The organism is Dietzia sp. WMMA184, assembly GCF_002441635.1.
Taxonomy (GTDB): Bacteria; Actinomycetota; Actinomycetes; order Mycobacteriales; family Mycobacteriaceae; genus Dietzia; species Dietzia kunjamensis.
This window is the reverse complement of the sequence record NZ_NXEI01000001.1, coordinates 2,404,278-2,416,544: the sequence shown is the minus strand read 5'-3', so window position 1 is coordinate 2,416,544 and position 12,267 is coordinate 2,404,278. Positions and strand designations below refer to the sequence as shown.

The window sequence follows — 12,267 nt, the reverse complement described above, 5'->3', positions numbered from 1 at the left end:
CGCTCACCCCCTCCCCGCAGCCGGATAGCGCAGGTGCAGAGCGCACGCGGCCGCGACAGCCGACCATAGGGAGATATAGTACTGCTCGGACAGGAAGATCGAGGCGACGATGACGGCCAGCAGACTCGCCTGGACCGCGACCACCGTGGTCCGGTCCGCCCCCCCGCGTAGCGCGAGCTCGGTCGAGACCAACGCGGTGACGATCACCGCGATGAACAGCAACAGGCCCAGACCTCCGAGCTCGGCTGCGACCTCCAGATACATGTTGTGGGTCACAGGGGTCTGTTCTGCTATCTCGGCGAGGCCGGACGCGGCGACGTACTCCTCACGGAACCCGCCCGGCCCGACCCCGAGCACCGGGTTCTCCGCGAGCATCCGTGCCGCCGCCTGCCATCGAATCATCCTGGAATCGACGTTGGAGCCGGCGATGTACTGCTTCTCGCCGAGCGCCGCGACGAGTGTGGAAGCAGCGACGGCGGCCGTCGCCGCAGCCGTGATCACGACCGCCGACCCCGCGAGGATCAGGGTGCGCATCGACATGGCTCCACGAGCGAGCAGCCAGATCACGGCCACAGCCGCCGCGACCGCACCGCCGCGCGAGAACGTCGCGGCCGCCCCGAGTGCGAGGATGCCGACACACCCGATCCGTACCAGGCCCCACCACCGGCCGCTCCTGCCCACCGTGACGACCAGCGGCAGGGCGGCGACCAAGACGTAGGCGAGGTCGTTGGGATCCTCGAGCGGACCCGTGGCCCGTTTCTCGCCCGACACCACGACGCTGACCAGCGCACCGCTGCCGGCGAGCACCGCTCCCACCACCGATGCCACCAGGACGGTGCGCACCCTGATCTCGCGGGCGAGAACATCGACGAGGACGGCGGTGATCGCGAGAAAGGGGATCCAGCGGACGGCGTACTGCAGGGTGAACGGTCCGGAGAGGTTGAGAGCCGTGCTGGCCAGGACCGTCGCGGTGAGCGCTGCGAGCAGGACGTGGACGGGGTGGAGGTTGCCCCGCGTTCTCGACCCCACCCTGAGCAGCAGCCAGGAGAGCAGGAGCAGGATGGCCGGGACCTTCGCGGCCTGCGGATGCACAGCGATCAGGGTCCCCTCGACCGCACCCGTGCCGACCGTCAGCACCGCCGCCACGAGGACCAGCCGCTCAACGGCTCGGAGCGCCCTAGATCGCACGCGGCCGGGGTCGCCGACCCCGGGACGTCCGCCTACCGGCGAGGGCCGGAGGACATCGACCACCGCCGGTCCCGGATCCGTGCGCGGACGCGCTGGTCGAGCCGGATGCGCACGCGGCACGGCATCGTCTCCTCGCGTCTGCGAAACGACCGTTCGGGGGTCGGGCGGTACCAGGCGACTATTGCAGACTAGGTCGCGGAGTGCACAATTCTTCACAAACTTCGACAAGTGTTGTATTGATTGAGCGTCTGAGATCGAACGACTGAGACAGTGTCCGCGCCGGCAACGGCGGATCGGGTCCTCCCATCGCCCCGCGACCCGGTACAGAAGGGAGCATTTCCGTGGTGGCCCATCCGTCCCCAGTCCCCGTGGCGTCTCGTTCCCGGGTCTCGATCGTTATCCCGTGCTTCAACTACGCCCGGTTCCTCGGCGCCGCGATCGACAGCGCTCTGGCCCAGCCCGGGGTCGACCTGGAGGTCATCGTCGCGGACAACTGGTCGACGGACGGCAGTGTCGACCTCGCTCGGCGGCGCGCGGCCACCGATGACCGCATCCGGGTGACCACTCAGCCGTACAACAAGCCGTACCTGCAGAACTACAACGAGGCGCTGGCGTCGACCACCGGAGAGTTCGTCACCGTGCTGGATGCGGATGACCTGCTCTCACCGGGTTCCATCACACGATCCGTGGCCCTGCTGCAGGCCTGCGGCGACCTCGCCTTTGTCTACGGTTACTGCAGGCCGTTCGAGGGCGTGCCCCCGGAGCCGCGACTCGGGCGCACCCGTTGGACGGTATGGGACGGAACGGAGTGGCTGGGTCGCTTCATGAGGATGGGTCGCAATGTCATCCTGAGCCCGGAGGTGCTCCTGAGACGGTCGATTCTCGAGGCCGCCGGGGGGTTCGACACCGGGTTCCCGACGGGAGCAGACATGCTGCTCTGGCTGCGCTGCGCGGCCCTCGGCGGCGTGGGGCGGATAGACGGGCCGGACCAGGCGCTGTACCGGATTCACGAGTCGAACATGCACTACGAGGAGAGCTCGGGCCAGCTCCTCGACGACCTGAGATCCCGTGCCCACGTGTTCGAGCACTTCCTCGAGCACGACGCTCCGCCCCTGCCGGAGATCGACCGGTGGCGGGCAGACTACCGACGCGCTCTCGCCGGCTACGCGATGCGTAACGCGCACGAGGCGTTCGACCGCGGGACGGAAGCCGAGAGACGGGTGGGTGCCGAGTCCGCGGCCCTCGCGAAGGAGTGTCTTCCGGGCATCGTGAACCAGCGACGCTGGAAACGACTTATGAGACGACGAGGCGGTGACCATTCCCGCTGGAACCGGCGCATCGCCGTCACCACCCGGACGATTCGCCACCGTGGCGCGACGCTGTTGCGCAGGCGACTCGAAAGATAGCACCGCCCCGACCGGTTCCCCGTACTCGCGTCAGGAACCCCCGGCCCTCACTGAACCGTGGATGCCCGGCACGCTCGACGGCTCACGAAAGCCAGGAAACCCGTGGGGTCCGAGAGATCCGGCGTCACCGGTAGCGATTCCCGAGGCAGGCCGGGGCACCACCGGACGACGGGGGCGGTTCTCAGTACCACTCGGTCGCGACCGTGGTCCTTGGCCCAGTACACACAGCGGTCGGCGTGATGGGCGAGCTCGTCGATGATCTCCGAGACGTTGGGAAGCCCCTCGTACGTCATCTCGACGCGGGCGAGCACGGCGCCCACGCTCACCGTCACCTGTCCCTGCTCCGCGACAGCGGCGCGGATCCGCGCAGCCGCCGCGCTCAGGTCTGCGATGCTGTCGACGCCGCACAGCACCACGAACTCCTCTCCGCCGAACCGACCGACCAGGCTGGAGGGCGGAGCGGAGGCCGCGATGGTGTCCGCGGACTTCACGAGTACCCTGTCGCCCGCGGCGTGGCCACGATTGTCGTTGACGGTCTTGAAGTGGTCGATATCGATGAAGAGGAAACCGATCGCCGAACCGCTTCGACGGCAGTGATCGAACACCTGGGAGTGTCGCTTTATCAGTCCCCGGCGGTTCAAGACGCCGGTCAGCGGATCGGTCTCGCCGAGGGAGGTGACCTTCTCCACGGCGGACTCCAGCGAGCTCCTCAGGACCGCCACCATGAAAACCGGCACCGATACGGTGAGGATCGAGGCTCCGGCGGCGACCATCCGGGCGGCGGTGGAGGTCGACCAGTAGAGCGAGTGCGACACCGCCAGCACGATCGCCACGAGCACGAAGAGCAGCGTCACCCGGCGGGTCGACGCCATCGCGGCGATGGCCGGAATCGCGGATAACAGTGCGACGATCGCTGGAGCCGCAGCCGGATCGGTCACCACGAAGGCGGAGATGGCGACCCCCACCATTCCCCCGAAACCGATCACCGTGAATTGCCGGTCGCTCAGGCGACCGACGCACAGGGTGAAGGCGAACGAGAAAGTCGTATAGATCCATACCGCGAACAGAGCCGGCGTGGCACCGGAGCGGATGAAACCCGGGCTTCCGAATGCGAAGATAGGCAAGACGAACGCCCCACTCGTGCTCACCAATACGGCTGTGGAGCGAGCATCGAATCGTTTCCCTAGTGCCGCGGTCATGGGCCGAGTGTAGACCGGAGGCGTCCCTATGAGGATTGTCAATGCTCTGGCCGCGGTTTCGCTAGCCCAAGCGGCGGCCGACATCTGGGGCGGTGAGGTGGGTTCGCGGTAGAACTCGCGGTTGGTCAGCATGGCGTAGATGACGTTGCTTCGGCGGCGCGCGAGGCACATCACGGCGGCGTTGTGCTTCTTACCCTCGGCGCGTTTGCGCTGGTAGTTAGCCCGAGAGGGGCCATGGCAGTTGCTGGCGATCCAGGCGCTGCGGAACATGGCGTTCTTGAGGCGCTTGTTGCCGCTGCGAGCGGGGAACTCGCCCTTGATGGAGGTGCCACTGCGCCGGGTGACCGGTGCGATGCCAGCGTAGGCGGCCAGGTGTGAGGCGGAGGCGAAGTCGCTGCAGTCGCCTACTGCGAGCAGGATGTTGGAGGCGGTCTTAATGCCGATGCCGGGCATCGAGATCAAGACCTCGGCAAGAGGGAATTCATCGAGCATCCCCTCGACCTGGCCAGCGATCGTCTCGCGTTGTTCTTGTAGGGCTTTGATGTTTGCGGCGGGCTGCGGAATGACCAGTTCCGCGGCGTCGGTTCCGGGCACAGTGACCGTCTGTTCGGCCAGCGCCGTGAAGATCCGATCGATGAGCTCGACCGGGTCCTTCCGGGACCGATTCCGTGCCCACTTGAGCACTCGGGCCCGGCCGGCCGCGGCAAGCTTGGTGGGCCCGCCATAGTGGATGAACAGGTCCAACACGATGGCTCGTGCCAGGATCTCACCGACGAACACCCGCTCGAGCGCCGGGTGGATCTGCGTCAGGACACTGCGCAGCCGGTTCTTCGCCCGAGTGCAGTCGCGGGCGATGTCATCGTCGAACCCGGCAAGCATCTTAAAGGCCGAGAGCACCTCGCTGTCGCGGTCTACCGCTCGCAGCGTGTGCGGCATCGTGCGGGCTGTGTCGGCGAAGATGAACGCATCCCGGGCGTCTGTTTTCGCTCGACCTGGGTACAGATCTGCGGCTTTCCGCATCGCGAGCCCTGGTAGGTAGGCGACCTGGCAGCCGCAGTCTCGGGCGACGGCGATGGGAAGGGCGCCGATTGTGTTGGGCTGGTCGACGATCATCAGGACCGGCCCGTACTGCTGCAGGCCGACGAACACATCCTTCAGAGCAGCTTCGTCTTGAACCAGGGGTTTGTCGTAGAGGCAGGAGCCGTCCTCGGCGAGAGCGCATGCGTGATGGGCGCTCTTGCCGACGTCCAGTCCCACGTACACGGCGTAGTTCTCGGACATGGCGATACTTCCCTTCTGAAGTATCCCTGCTGGTCACCATCTTGACACCCGATGCCGACACCCACGCCTGCGAAGAGACCTCGCCGACCTTAGGCGGGCCGCGTCCCTATCGGCGGTCAACGCGTGCCTCTCGAGTAGGTGGCAACACCCCCGGACCATCGATGGCAGGGCAAGAAAGCCATGCCCACTCGAGCGACCAGACCTCCGACCACCGGAGGTCCAATAACGATCACGGGCGTCGCCGGTGCTAACGTCCCGCCAACTTGCTATCACCGACAACATCGAATGTTATAAGACAGCGGCTTCTGGACTCACTGTCCAACAGAAATCCTCGGTAGTAACGTCGGGTACGTCATACCCCCACTATGACAGGCGAGGCCCATTCCCTCAGGGTCCTTTTGTCACCTCGCCTAACCGGCCCAACCAAGGAGCCCTCATGAGCGCATCGCCGCTTCTCTCGACAACCCGTCCACTGACACCAATTTCGCAGCCGGTAATGCATCGGGGTGGTGTGACACTTGTTCTGGCCACCCCCGCTGCGGCGCCAGTCCTCTGGGAAGAGTACTTGAACGGGGCTCGTGCCACCTATGCGGGTCACGGAGTGTCGGCGGCCCTATCGTACGACGAGGTGATCGGCGGTGAGACCACGGCATTGTTCTACGCGGCCCTGGATCACACCGGCACAGTGGTCGGCGGAGTTCGAGCCCAGGGGCCCTATATCAGTTACCACCAGTCGCACGCGCTGTTGGAATGGGCGGGGCAACCGGGCCTGGACCTGGTCGCCGACTCGATCGGTCGCCGTCTGCCGGAAGGCGTGGTGGAAATGAAGACGGCGTGGACGGCACCGGGCTCGACGGCCGCGGCCGTCGCCTCCCTTCTGCCCCGCACCGCCCTGCCCACCATGCACTTCACGGGGGCGCGGTTCATCCTGGCCACCGCAGCCGACCACGTGCTGCGGAGATGGGAGATGTCCGGCGGACGCGTGGCCGAGCACATCCCGCCGTCGCCCTACCCGAACGACAAGTACCGGACGAGTCTGATGTGGTGGGACCGCGCGCGACTCCACCTGGACGCGGAGCCGGAGGTGTACCGGAAAATGCTCCGGGACACCGCCGCGGTCGCGGACTCGGTGTCGGTCGGTGACTGACCTAGTGGACGTGTCACACGGCATCGAGCCCCACCGGGCGGAGATCATCGACCAACGCGATCCGGACCAAGCCGATCGTCTCGCGTACCTCAACTCGATGTGCGCGACCGTGGTGGATCACACGGCGGGCCAGATCGAGGCGCTCGCCGCACTCGCGGGGTCGTCCGACAACGACTGTCACGACACCCGATGGGTGTACTACCCGTGGAGGTCACACCTGGTCAGGGTGCTGGCGCCGGCTGGCTTCCACCGCCTGCGGCTCGACCGGAACCGTAACAAGATCACCTCGGAGGAGCAGGTGAGGGCGCGGGCTCTCAGTATCGGCGTGGTGGGCCTGAGCGTGGGCCACGCCGTCGCCCACACGCTGGCCCTCGAGGGCCTGTGCGGACGGCTACGACTCGCCGACTTCGACCGGATGGAGTTGTCCAACCTCAATCGCGTGCCGGCGACGGTCCTCGACATCGGGGTGAACAAGGCGGTGGTCGCGGCCCGGAGGATCGCCGAGCTGGACCCGTACCTCGAGATCGAGGTGGAGCCGGACGGGATCACCGAGGACAATTTCGACTCGTTCCTCGACGGTCTGGACCTGGTGGCAGAGGAATGCGATTCCTTCGACGCGAAGGTGCTGATCCGGGATCGGGCTCGAGCCAGGGGCATTCCCGTTCTCATGGAGACCAGCGACGGCGGGGTACTCGATGTGGAACGGTTTGATCTGGAGCCTGGGCGGCCACTGTTCCACGGACGCGTGGGGGAACTCGACCGCGATTCGCTGGCCTCGTTGACCACCGAGCAGAAAGTCCCGCTGGCGCTGGAGATCCTGGACGGATCCCGGATCACGGCCAGGATGGCCGCGTCAGCTCTGGAAGTGGGCCGGTCCCTGACCACCTGGCCACAGACGGGCGGGGACGTGGCACTGGGCGGTGCGAGCGTCGCCGCCGCCGTCCGGCGGATGGTGCGCGGACAACCGCTGTGCTCCGGCCGTATCCGGGTGGATCTCGACACGGCGCTCGACGGGCTCCGACCGGAGACCGACGCTCCCGCCACCCCTACGGCCGACGGCGTCGCCCCGCGAGAGACGGCCATCCGCCCGAGGGATCCTCGCGAAGTCGCACGAGACGAGGATACGCTCGGGACCGTGCTCTACGCCGCTTCGCGGGCTCCGTCATACGCCAACTCGCAGCCCTGGCGCTTCGGCCTAGCGGACGGAACCCTCGAGATCCGCGACGCCGCCGGTGCCGGCGCGCCGGTCGACCTGGCGGGCCGTTCGACGTCGGTCGGACTCGGGGCTGCGTGGTTCTCCGCCGCGACCGCGGCCCGCGCGGTCGGTCTACGCGGGACGGCGACGTTTCGAGGCGTGTCCGACGACCCACGCCTCGTCGTCGACCTGACTCCCGCGCTGGACCCTCGGCCCGAGGAACCCGATGGGCGGGGCGGGCTGGAGTCCCTGCTGGCCCGGCACACCTGCAGGATCCCGGGCGACGGCTCCTCGCTCACCCGCGAGGAGGTGGCCGCCGCTCTGGACCGTCCGACCGCCGACGCGCCGGGGGACGAGGCGCCACCGCGTGTACTGCTGCTCGACGATCCCGCTGAACGGTCGCAGTTGGCGGCGCTGCTGGGCGGAGCCGAACGCCTCCGCTTTCTCACGCCCCAGCTGCACGCGGACTGGGTCGCGCGGCACCCCCGCCACCCGGAACCCACCGGCGTCCCCGAGTCGGAGCTCGCCCTGGCCCCCGGGCAGGTCCCGATGCAGACCATCCTGCGTCGACCCGAGGTGATGGCGTGCCTGCGCGAATGGGATGCGGGCTCCGCTCTGGGCGCCGACGTCGCCGCGCGGGTGGGCTCGGCGTCCGCCGCAGCGGTGGTCTTCGCGACTGATCAGTCACCACGCGCCCATATCCGTGCCGGCTGGGTCGGAACGGACCTGTGGGTGCGGGCGACCGCGGCAGGACTGGCGGTGCACCCATTGACGCCGATCTTCCTGCACGCGGTGTCCCAGACCGATCACGCCGTTCTGGCCCCGCACCATGCGGATGAGCTGGGCGAGCTCGCCGAGCAGTTCCGACAGCTCGCCCGTCCGATCGACTGCGAGGTCCCCGCGATGCTCCTCTTGTTGTCCCACGCCCCGGCCACCGGACCGGTGAGCCGTCGCCGAGGCGTGGCGGATCTTCTCGACTGAAGACGAACCGCGTCAGGCTCCTGTTCTGGCGACAACGGCCCGGACGGTGAGCAACAGGACCTTGATGTCGAGCCAGATCGACCAGTTCTGGATATAGAAGTTGTCGTAGAGAGCCCGGTCGGTGATGCTCGTGTCTCCTCGGAGCCCGTTTACGGCGGCCCACCCGGTGAGTCCGGCCGTCACCCGGTGGCGGTCACCGTAGGACGGCACGGTCTGGGCGAACTGCTCGACGAAGTGCGGACGCTCCGGCCTGGGCCCCACTAGGGACATGTCCCCGCGAACGACGTTCCACAGTTGTGGTAGCTCGTCGATCGAGGTGGTGCGGAGGAATCGCCCGAGTGGGCTGATCCTGTCCTCGGGATGCCAGGCGGTGTCGGACGCCTCGGCGTCGACCGGGCGCATCGTCCGGAACTTGTAGAGCAGGAACTCGCGTTCGTCGCCGCCCACCCGGACCTGGCGGAACAACACTGGTTCTCCGGGGCTGGTCAGCTTCACGGCCAGCGCGGTGACGGCAAGCAGTGGGGCCAGCAGTATCAGGGAGGTACCGGCGACCGTCACGTCGAAGACCCGCTTGGCATGCCAGTACCAGGTGCGATGAATGTGTCGCCGTACCCGGATGAGGGGGATGGTGTGGATCCGGTCCATGTCGGAGTTGAGGTGAACGAACTCGAACAGGCGAGGGACCAGAAAAATCTCGCAATCCAGCTGGTCGCACTGGCGCAACGGTGAGACCAGCAACGAGTCCGGCGCATTGCGGAACGCCACGATCACGGTCTGCACGTCCAGTTCCCTCACCACCTCGTGGAGAGGTCTGTCGAGGATGGGGACCGGCAACTGATCGGCGCCCAGCAGGGGATCGGAGTCGACGACTGCCACCGGCGTCAGGCCCAACTCGGGGAATCGATAAATGCTCTCGAGTAACTCCAAGGCGACCAGACCGCCGCCGACGATGACGGTCCGTCGCCGAGCGCCCACGGAACGCCGACGAAGGTGACGAAGCGCCGAGTAGTACAGGGCACGGATGACGAACAGCGACAGGAACACGCAGCCGATCTTGAGCAGAAGTGCACGTATGGAGTCGTCGCCCCCGAGCGCGAACTCCACCACCAGTGACCCGACTAGTGCGCTCCCGGCGAGCCTGGGCGCATCATTGAGCACGGACAGGGTGATGAGCGATCGGTAGTTCCCCGTGAGCTCCACGGCCAGGGCCACCGCGAAGGTGGCCGCGACGGCTTCGAGTACGGTTCCAACGAAGGCGGCCATCACCACGGCGAGGACCATAGTATCGAGCGCCAAGAGAACGAAGTCGGTCCGTGTCCGCGTGAGGCGCACACGTTCGATCGGTTCCGCCATGACGGCAGTGCGGTTCGAGCTCACGGCATCTTCTCCACTCGCCGGGCCTGGACGTCGATCTCACCTGTGCTGCGTATCCGGCGCAGCTGACTCTCGCGGCAGAACCTCGAGTTGAGGTCGTCGGCGGGAACACCGGCGTGCGCGTAGAGACGGTGTATCTCGGCGACACCATCAGCGATTCCCCTTGTGGCCCTGAAGCCGAGGATTCGATGAACAGCCCCGAAGTCGGTCGGACAGGCCACCGGGTCTGACGTGACCGGGCCCGTGGAATTCACAGTGGCACCGGGTATCTCGTCACGCACCGCCGACGCGATATCGGCCTGCGAGACGGTGGTGGTTTTACTTCCGACGTCGAGGACGGTACCGCGTATGAACTCGGCAGTTGCGGCGAGACACCGGAGAAGCGCGTCAGCGACATCGAGGACATGCACCATCGACCGCCGGGCATTACCATTCTCCGCGACCGAGATCTCGCCCCTGGCCACGGTGACACCCACCATCCGATTGAGAAGCGTGTCGGAGCGATATTTGGGTGAGGCACCGAAGATGTCAGCTAGACGGAGAAGCACGGGAACAAACGACGAATCCGCGAGTGCTACCACCTGCTTCTCGACCCCGGCGCCGGCCGGGGCGCACGAGGAGAGCGGATGATCGGGGGCTGATTCGCCCACCCGTGTTCGGTCCGCCCTGGCGTGGGGCAGACAGGCGGAAGCAACGATGAGGCGCGCCACTCCCGCCTCTCTGGGCGCTTTAGCCAGGCGGATCGCAGCGAGATAATTGATCTGATGCGCGACCCGTGAAACATCAAGGTTGTCCGGCAGGGGGGACAACGTAGCCAGATGGATCACCGCGTCGAATCCCGTGAGGTCCGCGGTGGTGACGTCACGGATATTGGACGCGAGTCTCGGGGGGGTCCGGCGTTCCCGACCCCAGGACACACCCCGCGAAGAGGCCCTGTCGAAGCCGGTGACCTCGTGACCCGCCGCGGACAGTTCCTGGGCGACCACGGTGCCCACGTAGCCCTGGCTACAGGTGATCATGACCTGCATTCAACCCTCCGACCCGTGAGGGCGAGACGAGGACCTTCATCGTACCTGGGATGCGGGTGGGTGGTGACCCGGGCCCGCTACGCGAGTGCTCCGCCGCTCGCTCCCCGGATGGTCTCTTCCTCGTGACGCTCATTGCCATCGAGATGACCTTATCCTGATCTGAATGGTCGTTCCACGTGAAACGAACTTCGAGTGGCAGGTCCGTCGACTGGTCACAACGTCGACACGGCGGCCACCCGCTTCCCGGGCGAACGTGAACGGATGTGACTTCGCGACGGCGCCGCCGGGCGGCGAGCCACGCCGACGCGGGCTCCCTGTCAGGCGAGAGCGATATCGGGCGCAGCCGCCGGTCGGCCGAAGTAGTAGCCCTGCGCATGGGTGAAACCCAAGTCCTTCAGCAGCGGAAGCTGATCCTCGCTCTCGACCCCCTCCGCCACGGTGTCGATCCCCAGGGCACGCGAGATGTCACAGATGGCCTCGACTATGCTCCGCAGGGACTTCTGATCCATGAGTGAGGAGATCAGCGATCGATCGATCTTCACGACGCTGATCGGCAGGTCGGCGAGGTACCGCAACGCAGCGAACCCGGTGCCGAGATCATCCACGCAGATCGAGCATCCCAACTCGGCGAGCGCCTCGATGGTCCGGACCGCGGGCGAGGCGAACTTGATGAGATCCTGCTCGGTGATCTCGACCCAGATGGCGGAGGGATCGATTTCGAATTCGGCCAACAGGCGTTCGATATGGGGAAGCAGTACGGGATCGGACAATTGTCGGGCGGAGAAGTTGACCGCCACGAAGAACGACTTGGAGGACGTGCACTCGTTCCATCGGTCGAGCTGCTTCAACGCAGCCGAGATCCCCGCCTTGCCGATGGGAAGGATCAGCGACGTCTCCTCCGCCGCCTCGAGGAACTCGCCCGGCGCGAGAAGCCGGTCGCCCGCCCGCCACCGCAACAGGGATTCGTAGCCCAGCACCTCTTTCGAATCCAGGCTGACGATGGGCTGGTAGTGCATCTCGAAGTCTGTGTCGACCGCCTTGGCTATCGCGGTCCGGAGCTCTACTTCTCGCCGGAGTTCTGAGAGAAGCGCGCTGTCGGCCTCATGGCAGTGCACGCCGGTATTGATCGCGATGTGAGCCGCCCCCAGGGCGGCCTCGGACAGAATTTTCGGGTCTGAATCACCGAATCTCGCTGCGGTGGCGAGCCCAACCCGGGATTGGACGAAGAACTCTCGGCCGTCGACGCTGACCGGCCGGCTGAGGCGGTCGATCGTCGCCGCCGTCATATCTTCGGCGGCCACGACGGCGGCATCGAACAGCACCACCAGAACCTGGTCGGGCGGGCCGGAGGACACCCTGGCCCGGTCGCCGAGTTCGCTCCGCACCGCGTCCAGCGCGGCCGAATAGACCGCTCGGGCGGTGGCGAAGCCGAGGGAGGGGATCAGCACGCCCGAGTGATCCAGCGAGA

Annotated in this window: 8 protein-coding genes and 1 pseudogene; 3 read left to right on the top strand and 6 right to left on the bottom strand. The window is 66.7% G+C overall.

The annotated features are described in order from the left end of the window. Positions 1-3: 3 nt before the first annotated feature. A complete protein-coding gene (locus CK206_RS11020; RefSeq protein ID WP_240341475.1) occupies positions 4-1,188 on the bottom strand; it encodes an O-antigen ligase in 1,185 nt (394 codons plus the stop codon). Between the two features lie 368 nt (positions 1,189-1,556). Here CK206_RS11020 and CK206_RS11015 point away from each other — a divergent pair, with 368 nt between their 5' ends. Beyond that, on the top strand, positions 1,557-2,594 hold the full coding sequence (locus CK206_RS11015; RefSeq protein ID WP_159981124.1) for a glycosyltransferase: 1,038 nt from the start codon (positions 1,557-1,559) through the stop codon (positions 2,592-2,594). Between the two features lie 47 nt (positions 2,595-2,641). On the opposite strand, the gene CK206_RS20345 is transcribed toward CK206_RS11015, so the two are convergent. Together CK206_RS20345 and CK206_RS11005 are read right to left on the bottom strand one after the other, a co-directional pair. Next, positions 2,642-3,319, bottom strand: coding sequence for a GGDEF domain-containing protein (locus CK206_RS20345; protein ID WP_254050690.1), 678 nt, complete (start codon positions 3,317-3,319; stop codon positions 2,642-2,644). Between the two features lie 570 nt (positions 3,320-3,889). Continuing rightward, positions 3,890-5,074: pseudogene (locus CK206_RS11005) on the bottom strand (IS110 family transposase); the annotation flags it as partial. Between the two features lie 628 nt (positions 5,075-5,702). On the opposite strand from CK206_RS11005, the gene CK206_RS11000 reads away from it, so the two are divergent. Together CK206_RS11000 and CK206_RS10995 are read left to right on the top strand one after the other, a co-directional pair. After that, entirely contained in the window at positions 5,703-6,221 is a 519-nt protein-coding gene (locus CK206_RS11000; protein ID WP_254050555.1) for a hypothetical protein, read from the top strand. Then, on the top strand, positions 6,214-8,397 hold the full coding sequence (locus CK206_RS10995; RefSeq protein ID WP_096906428.1) for an Rv1355c family protein: 2,184 nt from the start codon (positions 6,214-6,216) through the stop codon (positions 8,395-8,397). Before CK206_RS11000 ends, CK206_RS10995 begins: the two co-directional genes overlap by 8 nt. Positions 8,398-8,409: 12 nt before the next feature. On the opposite strand, the gene CK206_RS10990 is transcribed toward CK206_RS10995, so the two are convergent. The 3 genes from CK206_RS10990 to CK206_RS10980 form a co-directional block, all read right to left on the bottom strand. Further along, positions 8,410-9,774, bottom strand: coding sequence for a sugar transferase (locus tag CK206_RS10990; protein WP_096906427.1), 1,365 nt, complete (start codon positions 9,772-9,774; stop codon positions 8,410-8,412). Further along, the gene (locus tag CK206_RS10985; protein ID WP_096906426.1) at positions 9,771-10,799 is read right to left on the bottom strand and encodes an NAD(P)-dependent oxidoreductase; all 1,029 of its coding nucleotides are present in this window, start codon (positions 10,797-10,799) and stop codon (positions 9,771-9,773) included. Before CK206_RS10985 ends, CK206_RS10990 begins: the two co-directional genes overlap by 4 nt. 317 nt (positions 10,800-11,116) lie before the next feature. Further along, the gene (locus CK206_RS10980; RefSeq protein WP_254050554.1) at positions 11,117-12,124 is read right to left on the bottom strand and encodes an EAL domain-containing protein; all 1,008 of its coding nucleotides are present in this window, start codon (positions 12,122-12,124) and stop codon (positions 11,117-11,119) included. Between the last annotated feature and the right edge of the window lie 143 nt (positions 12,125-12,267).

Coding starts and splice junctions, on each gene's coding strand:
- CK206_RS20345 (WP_254050690.1), bottom strand. CDS start 3,319: ATGGTGGCGGTCCTGAGGAGCTCGCTGGAGTCCGCCGTGGAGAAGGTC.
- CK206_RS10985 (WP_096906426.1), bottom strand. CDS start 10,799: ATGCAGGTCATGATCACCTGTAGCCAGGGCTACGTGGGCACCGTGGTC.